This window comes from Mycobacterium sp. SMC-21, assembly GCF_045310825.1.
GTDB lineage: Bacteria > Actinomycetota > Actinomycetes > Mycobacteriales > Mycobacteriaceae > Mycobacterium.
Window position 1 is genome coordinate 129,180 of sequence record NZ_JBJIAO010000003.1, and the last position, 25,781, is coordinate 154,960.

General features: G+C 68.6%; 28 protein-coding genes. 25 read left to right on the plus strand and 3 right to left on the minus strand.

All coding sequences use genetic code 11. From position 1 onward, the window contains the following. Positions 1 to 18: 18 nt before the first annotated feature. From ACJH6H_RS04350 to regX, 7 genes are all read left to right on the plus strand, one after another. Complete coding sequence (locus ACJH6H_RS04350; protein ID WP_212814600.1) at positions 19 to 1,965, plus strand: GMC family oxidoreductase; 1,947 nt, start codon at positions 19 to 21, stop codon at positions 1,963 to 1,965. Between the two features lie 163 nt (positions 1,966 to 2,128). Then, positions 2,129 to 3,379: a D-inositol-3-phosphate glycosyltransferase gene (gene mshA, locus ACJH6H_RS04355; protein WP_406774323.1), complete on the plus strand. Its 1,251-nt coding sequence runs from the start codon at positions 2,129 to 2,131 to the stop codon at positions 3,377 to 3,379. Then, positions 3,376 to 3,882: a YbjN domain-containing protein gene (locus tag ACJH6H_RS04360; RefSeq protein ID WP_318986614.1), complete on the plus strand. Its 507-nt coding sequence runs from the start codon at positions 3,376 to 3,378 to the stop codon at positions 3,880 to 3,882. Before mshA ends, ACJH6H_RS04360 begins: the two co-directional genes overlap by 4 nt. 152 nt (positions 3,883 to 4,034) lie before the next feature. Continuing rightward, a complete protein-coding gene (locus ACJH6H_RS04365; RefSeq protein WP_212807063.1) occupies positions 4,035 to 4,889 on the plus strand; it encodes a DUF559 domain-containing protein in 855 nt (284 codons plus the stop codon). A 119-nt stretch (positions 4,890 to 5,008) separates the two neighbouring features. Then, on the plus strand, positions 5,009 to 5,761 hold the full coding sequence (locus ACJH6H_RS04370; RefSeq protein WP_346415937.1) for a phosphoglyceromutase: 753 nt from the start codon (positions 5,009 to 5,011) through the stop codon (positions 5,759 to 5,761). Between the two features lie 123 nt (positions 5,762 to 5,884). Next, the gene (locus tag ACJH6H_RS04375) at positions 5,885 to 7,102 is read left to right on the plus strand and encodes a cell wall metabolism sensor histidine kinase WalK (RefSeq protein ID WP_212807064.1); all 1,218 of its coding nucleotides are present in this window, start codon (positions 5,885 to 5,887) and stop codon (positions 7,100 to 7,102) included. After that, on the plus strand, positions 7,099 to 7,785 hold the full coding sequence (regX, locus tag ACJH6H_RS04380; RefSeq protein WP_212814598.1) for a response regulator transcription factor: 687 nt from the start codon (positions 7,099 to 7,101) through the stop codon (positions 7,783 to 7,785). The genes ACJH6H_RS04375 and regX overlap by 4 nt, the downstream gene beginning before the upstream one ends. Positions 7,786 to 7,807: 22 nt before the next feature. Here regX and ACJH6H_RS04385 read toward each other — a convergent pair whose 3' ends face one another. Beyond that, positions 7,808 to 8,617 carry a hypothetical protein gene (locus ACJH6H_RS04385; RefSeq protein ID WP_318986613.1) on the minus strand — a complete coding sequence of 270 codons (810 nt, stop codon included), beginning with the start codon at positions 8,615 to 8,617 and terminating at the stop codon, positions 7,808 to 7,810. Positions 8,618 to 8,651: 34 nt separating this feature from the next. Here ACJH6H_RS04385 and ACJH6H_RS04390 point away from each other — a divergent pair, with 34 nt between their 5' ends. From ACJH6H_RS04390 to ACJH6H_RS04425, 8 genes are all read left to right on the plus strand, one after another. Next, positions 8,652 to 9,638, plus strand: a complete 987-nt coding sequence (locus ACJH6H_RS04390; RefSeq protein WP_029105158.1) for a Ppx/GppA phosphatase family protein — start codon at positions 8,652 to 8,654, stop codon at positions 9,636 to 9,638. Continuing rightward, complete coding sequence (locus ACJH6H_RS04395) at positions 9,635 to 10,798, plus strand: hypothetical protein (RefSeq protein ID WP_212807061.1); 1,164 nt, start codon at positions 9,635 to 9,637, stop codon at positions 10,796 to 10,798. The genes ACJH6H_RS04390 and ACJH6H_RS04395 overlap by 4 nt, the downstream gene beginning before the upstream one ends. Before the next feature lie 11 nt (positions 10,799 to 10,809). Further along, positions 10,810 to 11,655 (plus strand): sugar phosphate isomerase/epimerase, encoded by an 846-nt coding sequence (locus tag ACJH6H_RS04400; RefSeq protein ID WP_212807060.1) that lies wholly within the window; start codon positions 10,810 to 10,812, stop codon positions 11,653 to 11,655. A gap of 29 nt (positions 11,656 to 11,684) precedes the next feature. Then, positions 11,685 to 12,548: a pyrroline-5-carboxylate reductase gene (proC, locus tag ACJH6H_RS04405; RefSeq protein ID WP_318986665.1), complete on the plus strand. Its 864-nt coding sequence runs from the start codon at positions 11,685 to 11,687 to the stop codon at positions 12,546 to 12,548. 139 nt (positions 12,549 to 12,687) lie between these two features. Then, positions 12,688 to 12,912, plus strand: a complete 225-nt coding sequence (locus ACJH6H_RS04410) for a cell division/environmental response transcriptional regulator (RefSeq protein WP_029105159.1) — start codon at positions 12,688 to 12,690, stop codon at positions 12,910 to 12,912. A 228-nt stretch (positions 12,913 to 13,140) separates the two neighbouring features. Then, entirely contained in the window at positions 13,141 to 13,242 is a 102-nt protein-coding gene (locus ACJH6H_RS04415; protein ID WP_003402602.1) for a 30S ribosomal protein bS22, read from the plus strand. A 39-nt stretch (positions 13,243 to 13,281) separates the two neighbouring features. Then, a complete protein-coding gene (locus ACJH6H_RS04420) occupies positions 13,282 to 14,400 on the plus strand; it encodes an SDR family oxidoreductase (RefSeq protein ID WP_212807059.1) in 1,119 nt (372 codons plus the stop codon). 15 nt (positions 14,401 to 14,415) lie between these two features. Beyond that, positions 14,416 to 15,492 carry a lysophospholipid acyltransferase family protein gene (locus ACJH6H_RS04425; protein ID WP_406774324.1) on the plus strand — a complete coding sequence of 359 codons (1,077 nt, stop codon included), beginning with the start codon at positions 14,416 to 14,418 and terminating at the stop codon, positions 15,490 to 15,492. A gap of 143 nt (positions 15,493 to 15,635) precedes the next feature. On the opposite strand, the gene ACJH6H_RS04430 is transcribed toward ACJH6H_RS04425, so the two are convergent. Continuing rightward, complete coding sequence (locus tag ACJH6H_RS04430; protein ID WP_212807058.1) at positions 15,636 to 16,166, minus strand: MaoC family dehydratase N-terminal domain-containing protein; 531 nt, start codon at positions 16,164 to 16,166, stop codon at positions 15,636 to 15,638. Positions 16,167 to 16,237: 71 nt separating this feature from the next. Beyond that, complete coding sequence (locus ACJH6H_RS04435; RefSeq protein ID WP_212807057.1) at positions 16,238 to 17,146, minus strand: HAD family phosphatase; 909 nt, start codon at positions 17,144 to 17,146, stop codon at positions 16,238 to 16,240. A gap of 33 nt (positions 17,147 to 17,179) precedes the next feature. Between ACJH6H_RS04435 and ACJH6H_RS04440 the strand changes: the two genes are divergently transcribed. From ACJH6H_RS04440 to ACJH6H_RS04485, 10 genes are all read left to right on the plus strand, one after another. After that, positions 17,180 to 17,449, plus strand: a complete 270-nt coding sequence (locus ACJH6H_RS04440; RefSeq protein WP_406774325.1) for a glutaredoxin family protein — start codon at positions 17,180 to 17,182, stop codon at positions 17,447 to 17,449. Positions 17,450 to 17,613: 164 nt separating this feature from the next. Beyond that, positions 17,614 to 18,984 carry a glutamyl-tRNA reductase gene (locus tag ACJH6H_RS04445; protein WP_318985680.1) on the plus strand — a complete coding sequence of 457 codons (1,371 nt, stop codon included), beginning with the start codon at positions 17,614 to 17,616 and terminating at the stop codon, positions 18,982 to 18,984. Between the two features lie 5 nt (positions 18,985 to 18,989). Then, a complete protein-coding gene (gene hemC, locus ACJH6H_RS04450; RefSeq protein WP_212807054.1) occupies positions 18,990 to 19,949 on the plus strand; it encodes a hydroxymethylbilane synthase in 960 nt (319 codons plus the stop codon). 3 nt (positions 19,950 to 19,952) lie between these two features. Then, a complete protein-coding gene (locus ACJH6H_RS04455) occupies positions 19,953 to 21,629 on the plus strand; it encodes a bifunctional uroporphyrinogen-III C-methyltransferase/uroporphyrinogen-III synthase (RefSeq protein WP_318985681.1) in 1,677 nt (558 codons plus the stop codon). 10 nt (positions 21,630 to 21,639) lie between these two features. Next, positions 21,640 to 22,620: a porphobilinogen synthase gene (hemB, locus tag ACJH6H_RS04460; RefSeq protein ID WP_346417165.1), complete on the plus strand. Its 981-nt coding sequence runs from the start codon at positions 21,640 to 21,642 to the stop codon at positions 22,618 to 22,620. Beyond that, positions 22,617 to 23,108, plus strand: a complete 492-nt coding sequence (locus tag ACJH6H_RS04465; protein WP_406774326.1) for a hypothetical protein — start codon at positions 22,617 to 22,619, stop codon at positions 23,106 to 23,108. Before hemB ends, ACJH6H_RS04465 begins: the two co-directional genes overlap by 4 nt. Positions 23,109 to 23,242: 134 nt before the next feature. Continuing rightward, positions 23,243 to 23,647, plus strand: a complete 405-nt coding sequence (locus ACJH6H_RS04470; protein ID WP_406774327.1) for a hypothetical protein — start codon at positions 23,243 to 23,245, stop codon at positions 23,645 to 23,647. Continuing rightward, positions 23,644 to 24,144 carry a DUF3093 domain-containing protein gene (locus ACJH6H_RS04475; RefSeq protein ID WP_406774328.1) on the plus strand — a complete coding sequence of 167 codons (501 nt, stop codon included), beginning with the start codon at positions 23,644 to 23,646 and terminating at the stop codon, positions 24,142 to 24,144. Before ACJH6H_RS04470 ends, ACJH6H_RS04475 begins: the two co-directional genes overlap by 4 nt. Then, on the plus strand, positions 24,141 to 24,383 hold the full coding sequence (locus ACJH6H_RS04480; RefSeq protein ID WP_212807051.1) for a hypothetical protein: 243 nt from the start codon (positions 24,141 to 24,143) through the stop codon (positions 24,381 to 24,383). Before ACJH6H_RS04475 ends, ACJH6H_RS04480 begins: the two co-directional genes overlap by 4 nt. A 10-nt stretch (positions 24,384 to 24,393) precedes the next feature. Continuing rightward, on the plus strand, positions 24,394 to 25,605 hold the full coding sequence (locus tag ACJH6H_RS04485) for an acyl-CoA dehydrogenase family protein (RefSeq protein ID WP_406774329.1): 1,212 nt from the start codon (positions 24,394 to 24,396) through the stop codon (positions 25,603 to 25,605). Positions 25,606 to 25,781 lie beyond the last annotated feature (176 nt).

Below are 25,781 nucleotides of genomic sequence, written 5' to 3' on the forward strand. Positions count from 1 at the left end.
CTTTCGAAAGCAACTCCCATGGCCAACGCATTCACCACCAAACAGCGCGCGACCCTGAAGTCCATCGTCGACACCTACGTCGCCGCGGTGCGGCGCGACGACGACCCCACCGGATTCTTCGCCACCAAAGGCAGTGACCTGGGCACCGACGCCGTGCTCGAGCAGTACCTGATCGCCAAGCTGCCCGCCGAGAAGTTCGCCGGCCTGCAGCAGCTGCTGGACACCGCCGAGCTGGTCGGCCTCAACAACCAGCCGCTGAATGTGCGCGAGGTCATCGTCGGCAACCTGTCGCGCATCTCGCCCGAGACCACCGCGGCCATGACGGCCCTGTACACGCTGTCGGTGCTGTTCTCCTACAGCCTGCCCGGCGGCGAGAACGGAAACCCGTTGTGGGCGGGCATGGGGTACCCCGGCCCCGCGCAACAGCCGCCGCAGACGCCGAAGACGCTGTCGGTCATCACCCCGTCGGCGGATACGACGCTCGACGCGGACGTCGTCATCGTCGGATCCGGGTCGGGTGGCGGCGTTGCCGCTGCGGTGTTGGCCGCAGCGGGCAAGCGCGTCATCGTCCTGGAAGCCGGCGGCTACCGCAACGAATCGGACTTCGTGCAGCTCGAGCCCGTCGCCTATCACAACCTGTTCCTGCGCGGCGGCTTCTTCCCGAGCGCCGACGGCATGGTCTCGATCGCCGCCGGGTCGACGGTCGGTGGCGGCAGCACCGTCAACTGGTCCAACTCGCTGCTGACGCCGGCCACGGTCCGCAAGACGTGGGCCGAGGAGTACGGGCTGACGGATGTCACCGGCCCGTCGTTCGACGAGCACCTGGCCGCGGTGTTCGAGCGTATCGGCTGCTGCGACAAGGTCGCCGTCCAGAACGAACCGCACCAACGCCTGTCGGAAGGCGCTGCGGCGCTGGACTATTCGTACGGCGTCGCGCAGCTCAACATCGACCCGGAACGCTTCGACCCGGCGCTGGTCGGCTACAGCGGCATGGGTGACCAGACAGGCGCCAAGCAGGGCACCATGAAGACGTTCCTGCAGGACGCCTCCGACGCCGGCGCCCAGTTGCTGCCCGACACCCGGGCCCACCGGATCGTCACGCGCGACGGAGTGGCCGCGGGTGTCGAGGCGACGTACACCGACCCGGTCACCGGCACCGCGCACCGCGTGCTGATCAACGCCCCGCAGGTCGTCGCGGCCGCGGGCAGCCTGGAGACCCCGGCGCTGCTGTTGCGTTCGGGCATCGGCGGCCCCGCGGTCGGCACCGGCCTGCGGTTGCACCCGGCAACCCTGGTCAGCGGCATCTACGACGACCGCCAGGAGCCGTGGTCGGGCCCCGCCATGGCCGGCGTGATGAACGAATTCGCCGAAGTCCACGACGGGCACGGCTACCTCATCGAGTGCGTGCAGCACCTGCCCGGGCTGTTCACCGCCACCGTCCCGTGGCTGTCGGGCGCACAGCACAAGGAACTCGCCCGGCAGTACCAGAACCGCGCCGACTGGGTCGTCCTGGTCAAGGACCGCGGCAACGGCAGCGTCACCATCGACGCCGACGGGGAGGCGGTGCACTGGTACCCGTTCACCGACGAGCTCGACCGCCGCCATTTCCGGGAGGGCATCGAGACGTCCATCCGGATGCACGCGGCCGCGGGCGCGCAGCAGATTTACGCGGCGGGCCAGCCGTTCGCGCCGTGGCAGCGCGGCGAGGACCTGGAGGCGTTCATCGCGAAGGTCAACGAGCTGCCGATCGGCCCCGGCGGCACCCCGGTGTTCAGCGCCCACCAGATGAGCAGCGCGCGGATGGGTGCCGACCCGCAGACCTCGGTCGCCAAGCCGTCCGGCGAGCTGCACGACACCCCCGGCGTGTGGATCGCCGACGCCAGCGCCATGCCGACCTGTTCCGGCGTGAACCCCATGATCACCGTCATGGCCGTCGCCCGCCGCACCGCCACCAACATGCTCTAGGTGCCCACCGTCCCGGCCTGGGGTACTTCCCGCGAGCGGCCGTGTCTGCACGCCGACACTCCGTGTCAGGCGTGCATTCCACGGCCGCTCGCGGGCGTCGAGCGTCCCCAAAATGCCCAGCTCGGACCACCGGACGGCGGGCGCCCGAAGCGACGGTGTAAGGATGGAGGGCGTGCGTGTCGCCGTCCTGTCGGTCCATACCTCGCCGCTGGCCCAACCGGGCACCGGCGATGCCGGCGGCATGAACGTCTACGTCCTGCAAAGCGCCCTCGAGTTGGCGCGCCGCGGCGTCGAGGTGGAAATCTTCACCCGCGCCACGTCGTCGACCGACGCCCCGGTCGTCCGGGTGGCCCCCGGCGTCCTGGTGCGCAACATCGTCGCCGGCCCGTTCGAAGGCCTGGACAAGTACGACCTGCCGACGCAGCTGTGCGCTTTCACGGCGGGTGTGCTGCGCGTCGAGGCCAACCATGAGCCGGGCTACTACGACATCGTGCATTCGCACTACTGGCTGTCGGGGCAGGTGGGCTGGCTGGCCTCGGACCGCTGGGCCGTGCCCTTGGTGCACACCGCGCACACGTGGGCCGCGGTGAAGAACCTGTCGCTGGCGGAAGGCGATACCCCGGAGCCGGCGCTGCGCGCGGTCGGTGAGCAGCAGGTGGTCGACGCCGCCGACCGGCTCATCGTCAACACCGAAGACGAAGCGCAGCAACTGGTTTCGCTGCACCACGCGGACCCGGCCCGCATCGACGTGGCCTATCCGGGTGTCGACCTGACGACCTTCACGCCCGGCGACAAGGCCGAAGCCCGTGCGGCACTGGGGCTTTCGCCCCACGAACAGGTGGTCGCCTTCGTCGGCCGCATCCAGCCGCTGAAGGCGCCCGACGTGCTGTTGCGCGCGGCGGCCAAGCTGCCCGACGTGCGCGTCGTGGTCGCCGGCGGTCCGTCGGGCAGTGGCCTGGCCGTACCCGACGGCCTGGTTTCCCTCGCCGACGAGCTGGGTATCACCGACCGTGTGACATTCCTGCCGCCGCAGTCCCGTGACCAGCTGGTCAATGTCTACCGTGCCGCGGATCTCGTTGCGGTGCCGAGCTATTCGGAGTCGTTCGGCCTCGTCGCGGTCGAGGCGCAGGCCTGCGGGACGCCAGTGGTGGCCGCCGCTGTCGGCGGGCTACCTGTCGCGGTGCGCGACGGCGTGAGCGGCGTGCTGGTGCAAGGCCACGATCCGGTCGACTGGGCCAACGCCATCGGGCGGACGCTGGAAATGGGTCCGGAATCCCTGCGCGACGGCGCTTTACAGCACGCTGCGACGTTCTCGTGGGCCCACACCGTGGACGCGCTGCTGGCCGGTTACACGCGGGCCATCGCCGACTACCGCAGCCGCCGGTTCCTGATTCGTCGGGGCGTGCGCGCATGACGACTGCCGCCACCGTCACCCAGTTGATCGAAGAGACCCTGCGCGCACACGAACTCGACTTCTCCCACCACGACGGGGGAGTGCACGGCCGGCCCGGCATCGTCGTGGCGCTGCCCGGTGAGCGCCGGCTGACCACCAACACGCTGCTCAGCGTGGGCGAGCACGGCGTGCGCCTGGAGGCATTCGTCTGCCGCAAGCCCGACGAGAACTTCGAGGGCGTCTACAAGTACCTGCTGCGCCGCAATCGGCGGCTGTACGGCATGGCCTACACGCTGGACAACATCGGCGACATCTATTTGGTGGGCCGGATGGCGCTGCATGCGGTGACCCCAGACGAGATCGACCGGCTGATGGGCCAGGTCATCGAGGCCGTCGACTTCGACTTCAACACCCTGCTCGAGCTGGGGTTCCGCTCGTCGATCGAGAAAGAGTGGAAGTGGCGGCTGTCCCGCGGGGAGTCGCTGAAGAACCTCAAGGCGTTCGAGCACCTGCGGCCGGAGTAGGGGTTCAGCGCCGAAAGCGGGCGAAATGACCGCACGATCGGCGATTTAGCAGTCATTTTGCCCACTTTCGGTGCGATTTGGGTAGCACTGGCCTGTGGATAACCCTCGGTTTCGTGGCCTGGCTTGTCGGTGGTCGCGCCAACGCTCGAATCATGACCGAACCATTTTTAGGCCGTGCGGCGGTCCGGGCGGGTGAGCTCACCAAGCATCAACTGCTCACTCGGAACCGTGCGATCTTCCGTAACGTCTACGTGCCCAATGACGTCGCGGTGACCGCGGAGCTCAAGGCTCGCGCGGCCTGGCTGTTCGCTGGGCCCGACGCGGTGTTGGCAGGGGTGTCGGCAGCGGCGGTCCACGGCACCAAATGGCTGGATGTCGATGCGCCGGCCGTCATTGTGCGTCAGGAGAAACACGGCCCGCCCGGGCTGACGATTCACTCGTACCAGTTGGCCTCGGACGACATCTGCATCAGGCGCGGCATGCGCGTCACCACGCCGGCTCGGACGGCGTTCGACATCGGCAGGCTGTTGCCCGAGGCCCGCTCTGTGCCGATTCTGGATGCGCTGCTGAACGCGACCAAGCTGGACATCATCGAGGTAGAGAGGCTCGCGCTCAACCGAACGGGTATGCGCGGCATCCGTCAGCTGACGAAGGCGCTGAATCTGACTGACGGCGGAGCTGAGTCGCCTCAGGAAACCCGGCTGCGGTTAGCGCTGATCGCGGGTGGCTTACCGGCGCCCGAAACGCAGATCGAGTTCTTCGATGAGTACGGCGCCGCGCACATCCGCGTGGACATGGGCTGGCGGCAGTGGAAGGTGATTGTCGAGTACGACGGTGTTCAGCACTGGGCCGATGCGCGCCAGCGGGCCTGGGATATCGAGCGCATCGCGATTCTGGAGTCACTGGGCTGGACGGTGATCAGGGTCAGTGCCGTGATGTTGCGGCGGCCGGACGCCGTAGTCGCCCGTGTCAGAACTCGGCTCCGGGCGGCGGGTTGCGCGATCTGAGCTGTCCGTGCCACCGAAGGTGGGCGAAATGGCCGCAGTACCGCCGATTTGTCGGTCACATCGCCCACTCTCGGCGGTGGGCTAGCCAGAGCGCCCCCCAAAAAACCGCACGTGAGAAGATGCAGGCCATGCCGACCTTGATCCTGCTGCGTCACGGCGAGAGCCAGTGGAACGAGAAGAACCTGTTCACCGGTTGGGTCGACGTCGACCTCACCGACAAGGGCCGGGCCGAGGCCGTCCGAGGCGGAAAGCTGCTGGTCGAGCAGGGTGTGCTGCCGGACGTGCTGTACACGTCGCTGCTGCGCCGCGCGATCACCACCGCCAACCTGGCTTTGGACGCCGCCGACCGGCACTGGATTCCCGTGCACCGCGACTGGCGCCTCAACGAGCGGCACTACGGCGCGCTGCAGGGCCTCGACAAGGCCGAGACGCTGGCCAAGTACGGCCAGGACCAGTTCATGTCGTGGCGCCGCAGCTACGACACCCCGCCGCCCCCGATCGAGAAGGGCAGCACCTACAGCCAGGACGGCGACCCGCGGTACGCCGGCATCGACGCGCCGCTGACCGAATGCCTCGCCGACGTCGTCAAGCGGTTCGTGCCCTACTTCGAGCAGACCATCGCGGCCGACCTCAAGGCCGGCAAGACCGTGCTGATCGCGGCACACGGCAACTCGCTGCGCGCGCTGGTGAAGTACCTGGACGGCATGTCCGACGACGAGATCACCGGCCTGAACATCCCGACGGGCATCCCGCTGCGGTACGAACTGGACGAAAATCTGAAGCCGACGGTGCCCGGTGGCGAATACCTGGACCCCGAGGCAGCCGCCGCGGGAGCCGCCGCGGTCGCCGCGCAGGGCGCCAAACAGCACTGACGCCGCGAACAGCTGGTGAACAGCGGTTAACACCAGTGAAACACCTGGATTTGTACGTGTGACTTGTACCGATCCGGCCGCTCGCTGCTGGGATGGCGTTCATCTGATGCGTACGATTTGCCCGTGAGCTTGTCGTACGCGCTGCCTCTGGTGGCCGCCACGGCGCTGCTCGCGTTGGCCCTGGGCATCGCGATCGGCATGCGGTGGGTGCCGCGGCTGAACGAGCGCCGCGAGCGCCGCGCCGCCGAGCAGTCCGGCCTCACGGTGTCCGAGATGTTCGCGCACATCGTGTCCATGTCCCCACTGGGCATGGCGGTCGTCGACACCTACCGCGACGTCGTCTACACCAACGGCCTGGCCAAGGACCTCGGTCTGGTGCGGGACCGGCTGCTGGACGACCGGGCGTGGGAGGCCGCGCAGCGGACCCTCGCCACCGGCGAGGACGTCGAGTTCGACCTGTCGCCGGCCAAACGGGCCAACCCCGGCCGGTCCCGGCTGGCAGTGCGGGGTCTGGCGCGGCAGCTGACGGAAGAGGACGGCCGCTTCGCGGTGGTCTACGTCAACGATCAGTCCGAACAGGCCCGCATGGAGGCCAGTCGCCGCGACTTCGTCGCCAATGTCAGTCATGAGCTCAAGACGCCGGTCGGTGCCATGGGCCTGCTGGCCGAGGCGCTGCTGGCGTCGTCGGAGGACCAGGACATGGTCAACCGGTTCGCCGAGAAGATCGTCACCGAGTCCAACCGGCTGGCCAACATGGTCGGTGAACTGATCGAGCTGTCCCGCTTGCAGGGCGCCGAGCCGCTGCCGCACCTCGACGCGGTCGACGTGGATTCCGTTGTCGCCGAGGTGGTTTCCCGGCACAAGGTGGCCGCCGACAACGCCGATATCGCGATCACCACCGACGCGCCCCGCGGTTACCAGGTGCTGGGTAGTGAGACGCTGCTGGCGACGGCGCTCGCGAATCTGGTGTCCAACGCAATCTCGTACTCGCCCAAGGGTTCCCAGGTATCGATCAGCCGGCGCCGCTACGGCGACAATGTCGAGATCGCGGTGACCGACCGTGGCATCGGTATCGAAAAGGCTGACCAGGAACGGGTTTTCGAACGATTCTTCCGCGTCGACAAGGCGCGGTCCCGGGCCACCGGCGGCACCGGGCTGGGGTTGGCCATCGTCAAACACGTTGCGGCCAACCACAACGGAACCATCCGGCTGTGGAGTCAGCCGGGAACCGGGTCGACGTTCACGTTGTCGATTCCGGCCTATCTCGACTCGGACGACGTGGATGTCGACGAGGGAGACGACCACTCATTGCCATCACAAGGAGGGCGACCGAACCAATGACCAGTGTGCTGATCGTGGAGGACGAGGAGTCCCTGGCCGATCCCTTGGCGTTCCTGTTGCGCAAGGAAGGTTTCGAGGCCACCGTCGTGACCGATGGTCCGTCGGCGTTGGCCGAGTTCGACCGGGCCGGGGCCGACATCGTGCTCCTGGACCTGATGCTGCCCGGTATGAGCGGCACCGACGTCTGTAAGCAGCTGCGCTCGCGGTCCGGCGTGCCGGTCATCATGGTGACCGCGCGGGACAGTGAGATCGACAAGGTCGTCGGCCTGGAACTCGGCGCCGACGACTACGTCACCAAGCCGTACTCGGCCCGCGAGCTCATCGCCCGCATCCGCGCCGTGCTGCGCCGCGGTGGTGAGTCCGACGACACCGTCGGCGCCGACGGCGTGCTGGAGGCCGGGCCGGTCCGCATGGACGTCGAGCGGCACATCGTGTCCGTCAACGGCGACGCCATCACGCTGCCGCTCAAGGAGTTCGACCTGCTCGAGTACCTGATGCGCAACAGCGGGCGGGTGCTGACGCGCGGCCAGTTGATCGACCGGGTCTGGGGCGCCGACTACGTCGGCGACACCAAGACCCTCGACGTCCACGTGAAGCGGCTGCGGTCCAAGATCGAGGCCGACCCGGCCAACCCGGTGCACCTCGTCACCGTCCGCGGGTTGGGTTACAAGCTGGAGGGCTAGCTCCCCGCGCCAGTCCTCGCGGTTACTTCTCTGCCGCCGCAGTGGCCGGGTGCACGGCGATGAGCCCCAGCCCGGCCCGCCGCTTGCACAGGGCCGCCAGCTCGGCGTACACCTTCGCGCCGAGCAGTTCGGTCAGTTCGGGCCCGTAGGACTCCCACACGGGCCGGGCGCCGACGTGCGCGGCCGGGTCGCCCGTGCAGTACCAGACCAGGTCGTGGCCGCCCTCGCCCCAGCCGCGCCGGTCGTATTCGGTGACGACGGTCCGCAGGATCTCGGTGCCGTCCGGCCGCGTCACCCAGTCCTGCGTGCGACGGATCGGCAGCTGCCAGCAGACCTCGGGTTTCATGGTCAGCGGCTCGACGCCGAGCTTGAGGGCCTTGCTGTGCAGTGCGCAGCCGATGCCGCCGGCGAAACCCGGCCGGTTCAGGAAGATGCACGCGCCCTTGTATTTGCGGGTCCGCAGGTTGGGCTTGTCGTCGTATTCGTCCATCTCGAGGTAGCCCTTGCGGCCCAGGCCCTTCTCCCGGAATTGCCAGTCCTCGTCGGTCAGCAGCTTGACCGACTCCTCGAGCTGCGCGACGTCGTCGTCATCGGCCATGAAGGCGCCGTGGCTGCAGCAGCCGTCGTCGGGCCGGCCCTCGACGGTGCCCTGGCACGCGGGCGTCCCGAAGACGCAGGTCCATTTCGACAGCAGCCACGTCATGTCCGCGGCGATCAGATGCTCCGGATTGTCGGGGTCGAAGAACTCCACCCACTCGCGGGCAAAGTCCAGCCCCACCTCGTGGGAACCGGGCTTCGAAGGCTCGCCGGCACTCTTCTGCGATGCGGTCACAGCACGCAACCGTAGACCCGTTACCGTGGTTTCCGTGCGATTGGGCGTCCTCGACGTGGGCAGTAACACCGTTCATCTGTTGGTGGTCGACGCGCGCCGCGGCGGGCACCCGACACCGATGAGTTCGACCAAGGCCTCGCTGCGCCTTGCCGAGGCGATCGACGACACCGGCAAATTGACCCGCAAGGGTGCCGACAGCCTCGTCGCGACCGTCGACGAGTTCGCCAAGATCGCCACCAGCTCGGGGTGCGCGGAGTTTATGGCGTTCGCCACATCTGCGGTCCGGGACGCGACCAACTCCGAGGCGGTCCTGGCGCGGGTGCGGGCCGAGACCGGCGTCCAGCTGCAGGTCCTGTCCGGGGTCGACGAATCGCGGCTCACCTTCCTGGCCGTGCGCCGCTGGTACGGCTGGAGCGCGGGCCGCATCATCAACCTCGACATCGGTGGCGGATCGCTCGAGCTCTCGGGCGGCATCGACGAAGAACCCGACGTCGCACTGTCGATGCCGCTGGGTGCGGGCCGTTTGACGCGCGAATGGCTGCAGGAGGATCCGCCCGGGCGGCGGCGCGTGGCGGTGCTGCGTGACTGGCTCGACAACGAGATTTCCGCCTCGGCGGCCAAGGTGCTGGCGGCCGGTACGCCGGAGCTCGCGGTCGCGACGTCGAAGACGTTCCGGTCGCTGGCGCGGCTCACCGGTGCGGCGCCGTCGGGCGCGGGACCGCGCGTGAAGCGCACGTTGACCGCCGCCGGCCTCAGACAGCTCATATCTTTCATCTCTAGGATGACCACCGCCGATAGAGCCGAACTGGAGGGGGTGAGTGCCGACCGCGCGCCACAGATCGTGGCCGGTGCGTTGGTGGCCGAGGCGACCATGCGAGCGCTGTCGCTGGACTCCGTGGACATCTGCCCGTGGGCATTGCGGGAGGGTGTGATCCTGCGGAAACTCGACAGTGAAGCCGATGGAACCGACTTGGTCGAAACGTTCGCGGGATTGGCTCCCGCCAAAGGCGAGACACGATGACAGATTCAGACGACTTCTCGGCGACGCGACCGATCTCGGTCGCCGAGCTGCTGGCCAAGAACGGCACCATCGGTGCGCCGCCGGTCGGTGGCCGCCGGCGCCGGCGGCGGGGGAACAGCGACGCGGTGACCGTCGCCGAACTGACCGGCGAAATCCCGATCATCCGGCCGGAGACGCCGCACGCAGAGCCGGCTGAGGCCCCTGAGGCCCCGGCTACGGAGGAAGCGGCTCCCGAGCCTGTCGCCGAACCCGAACCCGAGCCCGTCGCCGAGCCGGAAGCGGAGGCCGCCGTCGACGAGCCGGCCGTCGCCGTCGAGGACGAGACGCCGTCGGCAGCCGACGAGATGGAGCCCGACGACACCGGGGCCCACTACGTCGTCGACGAGATGCTGCACACCGACCTTGTCGCCCCCGCACCGGACACCGCGGCGGTCGACGACTACGAGGACCACCTGCGCCGCCGCGACGCCGAGGCCGACCCGGTGGAGTTCGTGGCGCCGTCGCGCAAGCCCGCCTTCCGGTGGTCGTTCAAGCCGGTCCGCGGCGCCGAGGAGATGAGCCCCGACCCGGTCGACGAGGACCTGCCGCCGGCCGACGCGGACATCGACGACGACCTGCTCTCGCTCACGGACGCCGAGCCCGTCGCCAAGCTCGACACCGGCGCCGTCCGCGTCGTGGAGGACGCCGAGGACGCCGAGGACACCGTGGCGCCGGAAGCCGCTCCGGAGGCGCCGCGTGAGCCGTCGCGCAATGGCCGCGCCGAGCGCTACGACGCCCTGTTCGGCGGCTTCGCGGCCGACGAGGACACCCGGCGGGAAGAGCTGGTCGCCGACCCCGACGTGCGCGACGAGGACGTCGACCACGACGAAGCCGACCACGAGGACGACGAAGAGTCCGGTTCCGGCCTGAAGCGCGGCGCGTGGGTCGTCGGGCAGAGCTTGCTGGCCGTGGCGTTCGGCGCCGGCATGTTCTTCGCGTTCGACCAGCTGTGGCGCTGGAACCAGATCGTGGCGCTGATGCTGTCGATGCTGGTGATCCTCGGCCTGGTCGCCGGCATTCGGGTGATCCGGAAGGATCATGATCTGGCCAGTACGCTGATCGCGATTCTGGTCGGCGGTCTTGTCACGTTCGGACCCCTGGCACTGCTCTACTCAGCCTGAACCGGAGGCCTGTGCGTCCCGCCATCAAGGTAGGTCTGTCCACCGCGTCGGTCTATCCCTTGCGGACCGAGGCTGCCTTCGAGTACGCCGCCCGCCTCGGCTACGACGGTGTCGAGCTGATGGTGTGGGCCGAGCCGGTGAGCCAGGACATCGACGCGATCGAGCGGATGTCGCAACGGTGGGGCGTCCCCGTGCTCAGTGTCCACGCGCCATGCCTGCTGATCTCGCAGCGCGTGTGGGGCTCCAATCCGATCCCGAAGCTGGAACGCAGCGTGCGGGCCGCCGAGCAGCTGGGTGCGCAGACGGTCGTCGTGCATCCGCCGTTCCGGTGGCAGCGCCGCTATGCCGAAGGCTTCTCCGATCAGGTCGCCGAGCTCGAGGCATCGAGCGACGTGCTGGTTGCCGTCGAGAACATGTTCCCGTTCCGCACCGACCGGTTCTTCGGCACCGGCCAGCCGTCGATCGAGCGGATGCGTAAGCGTGGCGGGAACCCGGGACCGGGGATCTCGGCGTTCGCGCCGTCCTACGACCCGCTGGACGGCAATCACGCCCACTACACGCTGGACCTGTCGCATTCGGCGACGGCCGGCACCGATGCCGTCGACATGGCGCGGCGCATGGGCAAGGGGCTGGTGCACCTGCATCTGTGTGACGGCAACGGCGCGTCCACCGACGAACATCTCGTGCCCGGGCGCGGCAGCCAGCCGACGGTGCAGATCTGCCAGATGCTGGCCGCCGGGGAGTTCGCCGGACACGTGATCCTGGAGGTCACCACATCGGCGGCACGCAACAACGCCGAGCGTGAGGCGCTGCTCGTCGAGTCGCTCGAATTCGCGCGGCGGCACCTGCTGCGCTGACCCCGCACCGTCCTGGCATGCTGTCTCCCGTGGCGAGAATTGCGATCATCGGTGGCGGAAATATCGGCGAAGCCCTGCTGGCGGGGCTGTTGCAGTCCGGGCGACAGGTCAAGGATCTGGTGGTCGCCGAGGCCAATCCGGCGCGCGCCGCGCAGCTCGCCGAGACGTACTCCGTCCGGGTCACCGATGTCGCGGACGCTGTCGAGAACGCGGCCTACGTGATCGTGGCGGTCAAGCCCGACGCCGTCGAGGGCGTCGTCGAGACGCTGGCCGACGCTGCCGCCGACGCCGACAGCAGCAGCGTCGAGCAGGTCGTGGTGTCGGTGGCCGCGGGTGTCCCCACGGCCTTCTACGAGGCCAAGCTGCCGGCCGGCTCGCCGGTGGTGCGGGTCATGCCGAATACGCCCATGCTGGTCGGTGCGGGCATCACCGCGCTGTCACGGGGCCGGTACGCGACCGACGCGCAACTGGCCGAGGTGTCGGAGATCTTCTCGGCCGTCGGCGCGGTGCTGACGGTGCCCGAGAAGCAGATGGACGCGGTCACCGCGGTGTCCGGTTCGGGCCCTGCGTACTTCTTCCTGATGGTCGAGGCGGTCGTCGACGCGGGTGTCGCGGCAGGCCTCCCACGGCCCGTGGCAACCGAGCTGGCGGCCCAGACGATGGCCGGTGCGGCGGCCATGTTGCTCGATCGCATGACCCAATCCGGGCCTGGTTCCACGGTCGGTCCGCTGGACACCAGCGCCGCGGCATTGCGGGCTTCGGTGACCTCTCCGGGGGGCACTACCGCCGCTGGTCTGCGGGAACTCGAACGTGGTGGGCTGCGGTCTGCCGTCGCAAGCGCGGTCGAAGCCGCAAAAACACGGTCTGAGCAGCTAAGAATTACATCTGAGTAGTTCTAAGATTTCAGATTGATTACCCCACACCCGTCGCAATAACCACATTGGCCACGCTATTCTCCTTCTCGTAAGCACGCGTTGGTGCCAGCGGAGGGGAAGCCGCTGGAGCTGGCCGTGCCTGATTGATTGGGTTGCGATGACGTCTATGAACGGGCCATCGGCGCGTGACGGTGGCGATCAGCCACGAACGCAGTTCCTGACTGTTGCCGAGGTTGCGAGCCTTATGCGGGTCAGCAAGATGACGGTATACCGGCTGGTGCACAACGGGGAGTTGCCCGCGGTGCGTGTCGGCCGCTCATTTCGGGTGCACGCCAAGGCCGTGCACGACCTGCTCGAGTCGTCGTACCACGACGCGGGTTAGTCTCCGCGGGCTCGGCTGAGTGCTGCGCACCTCAGGTGCGCAGCACCGACTCCGCGACTTCGGCGTGAGCCGTCCGGGTCAGCACGGCCGGGGCGCGCTCAAATCACTGATGAGTGGGCGTATCCAGCAGGCGTTTTCGTGGCGGGAAACCCGGCCGGGTAAAGTGGCGGGGTTGGTTTCACACCGATCTTCACGGATCGACGTCTAGTAGCGGAGACTTCAAAGTCTATGGGTTCAGTCATCAAGAAGCGGCGTAAGCGCATGTCGAAGAAGAAGCACCGCAAGCTGCTTCGTCGCACTCGGGTTCAGCGCAGAAAACTCGGTAAGTAGTTCTCAGCGCTCGTTTGCGTCGCCCACTAGGCTGACCAAATGGATGCCGACGGACGCCCCGGAAGCCGGCCCACAGCGCCGGGCGGAAGCGATTCCGGCCCGGACATCCCCGAGACCCTGCACCACCCCAAGGTGGTGCTGGTCACCGGGGCGTGCCGGTTCCTGGGCGGATATCTGACAGCCAGACTCGCTCAGAACCAGCTCATCGAGCATGTGATCGCGGTCGACGCGATCACGCCGAGCAAGGACATGTTGCGGCGTATGGGCCGCGCGGAGTTCGTCCGCGCGGACATCCGCAACCCCTTCATCGCCAAGGTGATCCGGAACGGCAACGTCGACACCGTCGTCCACGCGGCGGCGGCGTCCTACGTGCCGCAATCCGGTCGCGCTGCGCTCAAAGAGCTCAACGTCATGGGCGCGATGCAGTTGTTCGCGGCCTGTCAGAAGGCACCTTCGGTCCGTCGGGTGATCCTCAAGTCGACATCGGAGATCTACGGGTCCAGCTCGCGTGATCCGGTGATGTTCACCGAGGACAGCAGCGCCCGCCGCCCACCGGGGGAGGGCTTCGCCCGGGACAGCATCGACATCGAGGGCTACGCCCGCGGTCTCGCGCGGCGCCGGCCCGACATCGCGGTGACGATCCTGCGCCTGGCCAACATGATCGGTCCGGCCATGGACACCGCGCTGTCGCGGTACCTGGCAGGTCCCTTGGTGCCGACCGCGTTCGGGCACGACGCCCGGCTGCAATTGCTGCACGAGCAGGACGCCCTCGGGGCGCTGGAACGCGCCACGCTGGTGGGACGGGCCGGCACCTTCAACATCGGGGCGCCGGGCATCATCCTGATGAGCCAGGCCATTCGCCGGTCCGGCCGCATCGGTTTGCCGCTCGCCGGCCCCACCATGTGGGTGCTCGACGCGTGGCGACGGGCGACCGCGGGCGTCGAACTGGACCGCGAGCAGTCCGACTACATGCGCTACGGCCGGGTCATGGACACCACACGGATGACGAGGGAACTCGGCTATACCCCAAAGTGGACGACCATGGAGGCTTTTGACGATTACGTTTCAGGCCGCGCGCTGACGCCCATTATCGACCCGGGGTGGGTAGGCTCAGTGGAGCGTCGTGCAGTGGCCGCAGCGCAGCGGTGGGGACGCTGATTTCGCAAGTTTTTGATGGTGGGAGATATTGACGTGGCGGGCGAATCTAAAGCCAAAGTCATTCCGCTCCATTCGAATTCGACACGCGCTGCTGCGCAACGTCGGGCGTCGAAACGGGATGCAACGCTGCGACATCCTTCGCTGTTGACCGACCCCGGGACCCGCGCATCGGCCGAGCAGATTGCTGCCGTGGTCCGTGAGATCGACCAGCACCGGTTTGCCGCGGCCGGCCCTGCCGCCGACGAGGGGCCCAACGAACTGGCCCAACGTATAAGTGCCGCTTCGGATTTCATCCGCAAGCGACTGACCGGCGACTACCGCGTCGACGAATTCGGTTTCGACCAGCATCTCAACAATGCGGTCTTTCTTCCGTTGCTGCGAACACTTTTCAATTCGTGGTTCCGCGTCGAGGTATCCGGCATCGAGAATTTGCCCGATGACGGCGCCGCTTTGGTGGTGGCAAACCATGCGGGCGTATTGCCGTTCGACGGACTGATGACGTCGGTCGCCGTGCACGACAAACACCCGAAGCATCGGGACCTGCGGCTGCTGGCCGCCGACCTCGTCTTCGACCTGCCCGTGGTGGGACAGGCGGCGCGCAAGGCCGGCCACACCATGGCCTGCACCGCCGACGCGCACCGGCTGCTCGAGGCCGGCGAGCTGACCGCCGTGTTCCCCGAGGGGTACAAGGGGCTCGGCAAGCCGTTCAAGGACCGGTACAAGCTGCAGCGGTTCGGCCGCGGCGGCTTCGTCTCGGCGGCGCTGCGCTCGGGTGCGCCCATCGTGCCGTGCTCGATCGTCGGCTCCGAGGAGATCTACCCCAAGATCGGCGACGTGAAGCTGCTCGCCCGCCTGCTCGGGCTGCCGTACTTCCCGCTGACGCCGCTGTTCCCGCTCGCCGGGCCCATCGGCCTGCTGCCGCTGCCGTCGAAGTGGTACATCCAGTTCGGTGAGCCCATCTCGACGGCCGACTACGACGAGTCCGCCGCCGACGACCCGATGATCACCTTCGAGCTGACCGACCAGGTGCGCGCCACCATCCAGCAGACGCTGTACCAGCTGCTGGCCAACCGCCGCGGCACGTTCCTGTAGTTCACCGCGAGCGGCCGTGTTTGTACGCAGACACGCCGCATTGCGCGTGCATTTTGCGGCCGCTCGTCGCGCGCGAGGGACACGCTACTGCCCGGCGTTCACCGCGTGTCGCCGTACAAACACGGCCGCTCGCTGTAAGGGGCTCAACCCTTTTGCGCGGCAACCATTTTCGCGATGGCGGCGTCGCGGGCCGCGGCGATCTGCGCGCTGACCTCGCCGGCTTCGTCGTCGTTCTGGGCCTCACCCAGCATCGTGACGATGCTCGTCATGATCGGCTCACCGGAGTCGTCGGTGACCTCGGCGCGAATCTCGGCGATCACCGTGCCGTGCGACTCGATCACCGAGTCCAGGTACGAGTCGAACCACAGCCGGTCGCCGACCTTGATCGGGCGGTGGAAGATCAGCTTCTGGTCGCGGTGCAGCACGCGCTCCAGGTTGATCGGCACGTCGAACTGGTTGAACAGCTCGAGCTGGACCCGCCGGCCCGCGACGGCGATGAACGTCAGCGACGCGATCAGGGTGTCCGAGCCGCACTCGGCGGCCGCTTCCTCGGAGAAATGGGCCGGGTGATCGTCCTGGACCGCCTGCGCGAATTCCTTGACCTTCTCGCGGCCGACCTCGAAGTAATCCGGGTACCGGAAGTGGGTTCCGATGATGTCGTCCGCAATGCCCATGGCGCGTGAGCCTATCAGCGTTCGAGTGGCTGACCTGCGCGCTGCGCCCGTGGTGCGGCGGCCGCGCGTCCCTAGTTGCCCTTGCGCGACGCCATGGCCGCCAGCGCCCCGCCGACGGCGCCCAGGGCCAGCGCCGAGGGCACGCCGATGCGGGCGGCCTTGCGGGCGGTCCGGAAATCCCGGATTTCCCAGCCCCGTTCGCGCGCGACGTCGCGCAGCGCGGCATCGGGGTTGATCGCGACGGCCGTGCCGACCAGCGAGAGCATCGGCACGTCGTTGAAGCTGTCCGAGTAGGCGGTGCAGCGGCGCAGGTTCAGGCCCTCCCTGATGGCCAGCTGACGGACCGCGTGCGCCTTGCCGACCCCATGCAGGATCTCGCCGACCAGCCGGCCGGTGAAGACGCCGTCGACCGACTCGGCGACGGTGCCCAGCGCCCCGGTCAGCCCCAGCTTGCGGGCGATGGTCTGCGCCAGCTCCATGGGCGTCGCGGTGACCAGCCAGACCTGCTGGCCGGCGTCGAGGTGCATCTGCGCCAGCGCCCGGGTGCCCTGCCAGATCTTGTCGGCGATGATCTCGTCGTAGATCTCGTCGCCGAGCGCTTCCAGTTCCGCCGTCTGCCGGCCCTCGATGAAGGACAGCGCTTTGCGCCGGCCGGCGGCGACGTCGTCGCTGTTCTCCTTGCCGGTGACCTGAAACTTGGCCTGCGCGTAGGCGAAACGGGCCAGGTCCGAGTATTTGAAGTAGTCGCGGGCGGCCAGGCCGCGGGCGAAGTGCACCAGCGACGAGCCGTGCACCAGGGTGTTGTCGACGTCGAAGAACGCCGCCGCGGTGAGATCGGGCGGCGGTGGGAGCACCGGGGCGGCCGGTTCGTCGGCTCCGGAATCACGCTCGGCGGCATCGAGTTCAGCGGCGTCATCAGCTCCGGAGGGCACGGGCGTGCCCGTGGGCTCGTCGGCAGTCACGGGGCTGGATTCGGACACGGTTCAACACTAGGTCACGCCATACTGTTGCGCGTGGATCGATCAGGGAACAGCCACCGCGTGACGTTGCTCACCCGGGCCGGCTGCAGCATGTGCGAGCGCGCGGCGGCTCAGCTGGCAGAGCTGTGCGACGAGCTCGGATTCGTCCTGACGAGCACGGACGTCGATGTCCTGGCGGCGGCGGGCGACACGGCCCTGCGCGCGGAATTCGGCGATCGCCTGCCCGTGGTGCTCCTCGATGGCGTTGAGCACAGCTACTGGGAGGTCGACGAGGAGCAGTTGCGGGCCGACCTGGCAGGTTGACCGGGCGAAGCGGGCCGGTCAGCGCGGGTGCCCCGGGGCCCGGCGTGCGTATAGCAAATTTGGTCGGCGGGCTGGTGAGCGGCTAGCTTTGAAGGCGTTCCTGCGGCCAGAAGAGGCCCGGGCAACCTTCTTGCCCAACGGAGGTGCTACGAGGTGATGAGGCCGTGAGCGTCCTGCTGTTCGGGGTTTCACACCGCAGCGCGCCGGTTTCCGTGATCGAGCAGCTCAGCACCGACGAGGCCGAACAGGCCAAGATCATCGAGCTGCTGCTGCAGTCCTCTCTGGTCACCGAGGCCATGGTGCTCTCCACCTGTAACCGGGTCGAGGTGTACGCGGTGGTCGACGCCTTCCACGGCGGGCTCTCGGTGATCGGCTCGGTGCTCTCCGAGCGGTCCGGCATGTCCCTGCAGGACCTCACCAAATACGCCTACGTGCGGTACGCCGAGGCGGCCGTCGAGCATCTGTTCGCCGTCGCCAGTGGCCTGGACTCGGCCGTCATCGGCGAGGCGCAGGTGCTGGGGCAGGTGCGCCGCGCCTACACCTCGGCCGAGGCCCACCAGACCGTCGGCCGGACCCTGCACGAGCTGTCGCAGCGCGCGCTGTCGGTCGGTAAGCGGGTGCATTCCGAGACCGGGATCGACGCTGCCGGCGCCTCGGTGGTGTCGGTGGCGCTCGACATGGCCAAGGCCAAGCTGACGTCGCTGACCGGGCTGACGGCCGCCGTGATCGGCGCCGGCTCCATGGGTGCCCTGGCCGCCGCGCATCTGACGCGCGCCGGGATCGCCCGCGTCGAGGTGGTGAACCGCTCCCTGCCGCGGGCCGAGCGCATGGTCGAGAACTTGAAGGCCCAGGGCGTCGAGGCGGCCGCGCACACCCTGGACGACATCGCCGTCGCGCTGGGTAATGCCGACGTCGTCGTCGCGTGTACCGGCGCGGTGCGTCCGGTGGTGTCGTTGGCCGACGCGCACCGCGGGCTGATGAACCGGCCGGAGCACCGCCAGCTGGTGATCTGCGACCTGGGCATGCCCCGCGACGTCGACGGCGCGATTGCCGGCCTGCCCGGCGTGCACATGATCGACATGGACCGCATCCAGCGGGAGCCGTCGGCGCGGGCCGCCGCTTCGGACGCCGAGGCGGCCCGCTCGATCGTCGCCGCGGAGGTCGCCAGCTACCTGGCCGGCCAGCGGATGGCCGAGGTCACCCCGACCGTCACCGCCCTGCGCCAGCGGGCCGCGGACGTCGTCGAGGCGGAGTTGTTGCGGCTCGACAACCGCGTTCCTGGCCTCGAGGCCGCGCATCGCGACGAGGTCGCGAAGACCGTTCGCCGGGTGGTGGACAAGTTGCTGCACGCGCCGACGGTGCGGGTCAAGCAGCTGGCCAGCGCACCCGGCGGTGACAGCTACGCCGAGGCGCTGCGGGAGCTGTTCGAGCTCGACCCGCAGGCCATCGACGCGGTGTCCGCCGGCGAACTGCCTTTGGTGGCACCAGATTTGGCGGCCGGCGAGCCGCATCCCCACCACGACAAGGCTGAGTAACCCGGTTGGTATCCACCCTCGAAAACGTTGTCCGGATCGGCACCAGGGGCAGCCTTCTGGCCACCACACAGGCCGGCACCGTCCGTGACGCTCTGGTAGCTCTGGGGCAGCCCGCGGAGCTGGTCATCATCAGCACCGAAGGCGACCGGTCGCAGGCGCCCGTCGCGGACATCGGCATCGGTGTGTTCACCGCCGAGCTGCGGCACGCCATGGCCGACGGCCGCATCGACGTGGCGGTGCACTCGTACAAGGATTTGCCGACGGCGCCCGACGAGCGTTTCGTCATCGCCGCCGTGCCGCCGCGCGAAGACCCGCGGGACGCTCTCGTGGCGCGCGACGGATTGGTCCTCGGCGAGTTGCCGGCCGGCTCCGTGATCGGCACGTCGAGCCCGCGACGGGCGGCACAGCTTAGAGCACTGGGTCTCGGTTTGGAAATCCGCCCCCTACGAGGCAACCTAGATACCAGGTTGAACAGGGTAAGTAGTGGTGATCTCGACGCTGTTGTCGTCGCCCGAGCGGGTCTGGCCCGTATCGGACGGCTCGACGCCGTCACCGAGAGCCTCGAGCCGGTGCAGATGTTGCCAGCGCCGGCGCAGGGCGCCCTCGCGGTCGAGTGCCGAGTGGGTGACACCGAACTGGCGACGCTGCTGGGAAAGCTGGACGATCCCGACACGCGTGCCGCGATCACTGCCGAACGAGTCCTGTTGGCCGAACTGGAGGCGGGTTGTTCCGCGCCGGTGGGTGCGATCGCGGAAGTGGTCGAGTCCATCGACGAGGACGGCCGAGTCTTCGAAGAGCTGTCGTTGCGCGGTTGCGTGGCGGCTCTGGACGGATCCGACGTGATCCGGGCGTCCGGGATCGGGACCCCCGAACGGGCACGGGAGCTGGGGCTCTCGTTGGCCGCGGAGTTGTTCGACCTGGGTGCGCGCGACGTGTTGGATCAGCGGACTGTAGAGCGGGAGTGAGAGATGACGACCCGAGTGCGTAAGCACAAGCCCGGCCGCATCACCTTTGTCGGTTCCGGCCCCGGTGACCCGGGCCTGTTGACGACGCGTGCGCGGAACGTCTTGGCGCACGCGGCATTGGTCTTCACCGACCCTGATGTGCCCGAGGCGGTGCTGGCGCTGATCGGAACCGATCTGCCGCCGACGTCCGGGCCGCACCCGGCCGACGCCGAGCCGGCCGAGACCAAGACCGATGAGGCGCCGGCGGACAAGCCCGCCGCGCCGGCCATGACGTTCCCGCACGGTGTCGACGTCCGCCCCGCGCTGGGCGACCCCACCGAGGTGGCCAAGCTGCTCATCGCCGAGGCGAAGACCGGCGTCGACGTGGTGCGTCTGGTCGCCGGCGACCCGCTGTCGGTCGACTCGGTGATCACCGAGGTGAACGCCCTGGCCAAGACCGCCGCGCACTTCGAGCTGGTGCCGGGCCTGCCGTCGTCGACGGCGGTGCCGACCTACGCGGGCCTGCCCGTCGGTTCGTCGCACACCGTGGCCGATGTCCGCGGTGACGTCGACTGGGCCGCGCTGGCCGCCGCCCCCGGGCCGCTGATCCTGCACGCGACGGTGTCGCACCTGCCGGACGCCGCCCGCACCCTGATCGAATACGGCCTCACCGACAACACCCCGTGCGTCGTGACGGCCAACGGCACCACCTGCCAGCAGCGGTCCATCGAGACCACGCTGGCCGGGCTGCTGGACAAGGCCGTGCTGGAGAAGCCGGTCGGCCCCGAGCCGGTCGGTCCGCTGGCGGGCCCGCTGGTCGTGACCATCGGCAAGACCGTGGCGCACCGGGCCAAGCTGAACTGGTGGGAGAGCCGCTCGTTGTACGGCTGGACCGTGCTGGTGCCGCGCACCAAGGACCAGGCCGGCGAGATGAGCGATCGGCTCGTGGGCCACGGCGCCCTGCCGATCGAGGTGCCGACCATCGCGGTCGAGCCGCCGCGCAGCCCCGCCCAGATGGAGCGTGCGGTCAAGGGTCTGGTCGACGGCCGCTTCCAGTGGGTGGTGTTCACCTCCACCAACGCGGTGCGTGCGGTGTGGGAGAAGTTCAACGAGTTCGGTCTGGACGCCCGCGCGTTCTCCGGGGTGAAGATCGCCTGTGTCGGTCAGGCCACCGCGGACAAGGTGCGCGCGTTCGGTATCAACCCCGAGCTGGTGCCTGCCGGTGAGCAGTCGTCGCTGGGCCTGCTGGACGAATTCCCGGACTACGACGACATTTTCGACCCGGTGAACCGTGTGCTGCTGCCGCGTGCCGACATCGCCACCGAGACGCTGGCCGAGGGCCTGCGAGAGCGCGGCTGGGAGATCGAGGACGTCACGGCCTACCGCACCGTCCGGGCGGCACCGCCGCCGGCGCACACCCGCGAGATGATCAAGACCGGTGGTTTCGACGCCGTCTGCTTCACCTCGAGCTCCACGGTGCGCAACCTGGTCGGTATCGCCGGCAAGCCGCACGCCCGGACCATCGTCGCCTGCATCGGCCCGAAAACCGCTGAAACCGCAGCCGAATTCGGTCTGCGCGTGGACGTGCAGCCGGAGACCGCCGCTGTCGGCCCGCTGGTCGAGGCGCTGGCCGAGCACGCCGCTCGCCTGCGCGCCGAGGGTGCGCTGCCGCCGCCGCGGAAGAAGAGCCGGCGCCGCTAAACTCGGACACATGGCATTTCCCAGGCATCGGCCGCGGCGACTCCGTACCACCCCGGCGCTCCGGCGGCTGGTGTCCGAAACCTCGCTGGAGCCACGGCATCTGGTGCTGCCGATGTTCGTCGCCGACGGGCTCTCCGAGCCGCGCCCGATCAACTCGATGCCCGGTGTCGTGCAGCACACCCGGGAGTCGCTGCGTCGCGCCGCGGCGGAAGCCGTCGAGGCCGGTGTCGGCGGGCTGATGCTGTTCGGTGTCCCGTGCGACGGTGACAAGGACGCCACCGGCTCCGAGGGCGTCAACCCTGACGGCATCCTGAATGTGGCGCTGCGCGACCTGAATTCGGACCTGGGTGACGCCACCGTGCTGATGGCCGACACCTGTCTGGACGAGTTCACCGACCACGGGCATTGCGGTGTCCTCGACGTGCACGGCCGGGTCGACAACGACGCCACCAACGAGCAGTACATCAAACTTGCTGTGGCGCAAGCGCATTCCGGCGCGCATGTGGTCAGTCCCAGTGGCATGATGGACGGCCAGGTCGCGGCCATCCGCGACGGGCTGGACCACGCCGGGCACAGCGACGTCGCGATCCTGGCCTACGCCGCCAAGTTCGCGTCGGCGTTCTACGGCCCGTTCCGCGAGGCCGTGGGCTCGAGCCTGCAGGGCGATCGCCGTACCTACCAACAGGATCCGGGCAACGCCCGCGAGGCGGTGCGCGAGATCGAGCTGGACCTCGCCGAAGGTGCCGACATGGTGATGGTGAAGCCCGCGATGAGCTACCTGGACGTGGTGCGTGCCGCTGCCGAGATTTCGCCGGTACCCGTTGCGGCATACCAGATTTCGGGTGAGTACGCGATGATCAGTGCGGCGGCGGCCAACGGCTGGATCGACCTGCGGTCCTCGGTTCTGGAGTCGCTGGTCAGCATTCGGCGCGCCGGTGCCGACATCGTCCTCACGTACTGGGCGACGGACGTCGCGGGCTGGCTGCGGTGAACCCACTCAACCCGCACGACCCGCAGAACCCCTACCACCCGCAGTACCCGCCGCATCCGGGTCCGGGGCCGGACGGGCCCGCACCCGAGCCGCAGGAGATGCCGCAGGACGTCGTCACCGGTTTCTGGCTGTGGACGGCCGCGCTGCCGCTGTCGGTGATCGGCTACGTCATCAACCTGCTGACGACGCCCGAGCGGGAAGTGTCGGGCTACGCGTACGCGGTGTCCGGGCTGATGCTGTTCATCATCGTGGTCCTGGTGGCCACGTTCCTGGTGCTGCTGCGGCAGGGCTACCGGTGGGCGCGCAGCATCCTGACCGGCGGGTCTGCGGCCACGATCCTGTACCTGACCACCAATCTGTTCGCCAACTACCACGGCGCGGCCGCGGCGCTGGGTTACGCGGTATGCGGCATCGGCGGCGCCGTCCTGATCGGCGGCGGCGTCTACCTCCTGCACCGCCCCGACTCGAACGCCTTCTTCGTCCGCTGACTTTTCCCGCCCCCAACCTCCGCGAGCGGCCGTGTCTGCACGGCGACACGCCGCGCAATGCGTGCATTTCCGGGCCGCTCGCGGGCGCCCAGGTCGACGTGAACGCACATGTGGCCCGCTAGGCTGGCCCGGATATGACTGAGCCCACGCCCTCTTCGCCGGTCCGACCACAGGCCGTGACCGTCGCTTTCTGGTGCTGGCTGGTGGCCGCCGTGCTCCTGATGGTCGGCGGCATGTTGACCGCCGCCGCGGAGGTGCCCTCCGCATACCGGACTCTGGTGGTGGGCTTCGGCGCCATCACCGCCCTCGCCGGCGCCGCCATGGCCTTTTCCGCCGGCCGTGCCCGCGCGGGGGACAACCGGTTTCGTCGGGCCGCGGTCGCGTTGTCCATGGCGATCGTCATCGTCGTCGGCCTCCTCGCGCTGCTGGGGGTGGCGCAGCTGCTGTCGTTGGTGGCGCTGCTGCCGTTGATCGCCGGGGCGGTCACGATCACCCGGCCGCAGGCGCAGACCTGGTTCGACGGAAAGGCCAACGCATGACGGACGCGCCGACTGACGCCGACGCCGAGCAGGTTCTCTTCCACGAGGTCGGTGCCAGCTGGTGGTGGTTGGCGCTGGGCCCGTTCTCCGGCGCCTCCATCGCGGCGATGCAGTTGTGGTCGGCGCACCGGGTGGATCCGCTCGTGCCGGTGGTGTTCCTCGTCCTCGTCACCGGTTTCCTCGGGTTGCAGGTGAAAGCGGCGCGGCTGCACACGTCGGTGGAGCTGACGCCCGAGTACCTGCGGCAGGGCACCGAGTCCGTCCGCGTCGCGGACATGGTCGGGATGTTCCCGGAGGCGCGAGGTGCCGACGTGCCCCGCTGGCAGTCGTACCGGGCGTTCGGGGAGCTGACGGGCGTTCCGCGCGGCCGCACGGGGATCGGCGTCAAGCTGACCGGTGAGCGCAGCGGGCAGGCGTGGGCACGGCGTCATCGCGGGCTGCGGGCCCAGCTGGAGGCGTTGGGTGTGCGCGAACTCGGTGAGGACGACGACGAATGAGCCGCGACAAGATCGTGGCGGCCGGCGCACTGGTGGCGGCGGTGCTCGCGGCCGTCGGCTCGGTGGTGAGTTGGCTGGCCGCGTCGTCGATCGCCGACGTCGCGCCGGTGATCCCCGGGGAGCCGGTGAAGACATCGGTGCTCTACGACCCGTCGTTCATCTCGTTGTCGTTGTTGCTGGCGACCCTGGCCGGGGTGCTCGCCGTGGTGGGTACGGCGAGGTGGCGGCGCGCCAAGTAGTGTGTCGCGCATGTCTTTTTCGCTAGAACTGTCTGCCGACGTCTGCCAGGTCCGGGACTGGGTTCACGAGTTCGCTGCTGACGTGATCCGTCCGGCCGCACAGGAGTGGGACGAGCGCGAAGAGACGCCGTGGCCGATCCTGCAGGAGGCGGCCAAGGTTGGCCTGTACTCCATGGAGTTCTTTGCTGCCCAGACGGCCGAGGAGACCGGGCTCGGTATGCCCGTCGCGGTCGAAGAATTGTTCTGGGGTGACGCCGGAATTTCGATGTCGATCATGGGAACCGGCCTGGCCGCCGCGTCGCTGGCGGCCAACGGCACCATGGAACAGCTGGGCGAGTGGCTGCCCCAGATGTACGGCGACATCAACGAGCCCAAGCTGGCCGCGTTCTGTTCGTCGGAACCCGGTGCGGGATCGGATGTTTCGTCGATCATCACCCGGGCGCGGTACGACGAGGCGACCGATGAATGGGTGCTCAACGGCACCAAGACGTGGGCCTCCAACGGCGGCATCGCCAACGTGCACATCGTCGTTGCCTCGGTGTACCCGGAATTGGGCTCGCGCGGCCAGGCCAGCTTCATCATCCCGCCGGGCACCAAGGGTTTCAGTCAGGGTCAGAAGTTCAAGAAGCACGGCATCCGGGCGTCGCACACCGCCGAGGTCGTGCTCGACGACGTCCGGCTGCCGGGCCGCCTGATCGTCGGTGGCCGGGAGAAGTTCGAGGAGCGGGTGGCCCGCACTCGCGAGGGCAAGAGCTCGGCCGGTCAGGTGGCGATGAAGACGTTCGAGCGGACCCGGCCGACCGTCGGGGCCATGGCGCTCGGGGTGTCCCGCGCGGCGTACGAGTACGCGCTGGGATACGCGCAGGAGCGCGAGCAGTTCGGCCGCAAGATCGGGGACTTCCAGGCCGTCGCGTTCAAGCTGGCCGACATGAAGTCCCGGATCGACGCGGCGCGGCTGCTGGTGTGGCGCGCCGGCTGGATGGCGCGCAACAACATGCCGTTCGAGAACGCCGAGGGCTCGATGGCCAAGCTCGTCGCCAGCGAGACCGCGGTCTACGTGACCGACGAGGCCATCCAGATTCTGGGCGGCAACGGCTACACGCGCGACTACCCGGTGGAGCGGTGGCACCGCGACGCCAAGATCTTCACGATCTTCGAGGGCACCAGCGAGATTCAGCGGCTCGTGATGTCGCGCGCGATCACGGGGTTGCCGCTCAAATAACGTCCGCGACGGTGCCGGCTGTGGCACGGCGCATCTGATGTACACGAATGTCCCGCTCGGCACGTCTGAGCGGGACGTTTTTGTACGCAGGTGACGGCGTGTCGTCCGCAGACACGGACGCTCGCGGGAAATGGCGGGAGCAGGGGTTGTTACAGAGTGCAAAATTTGTAACACTG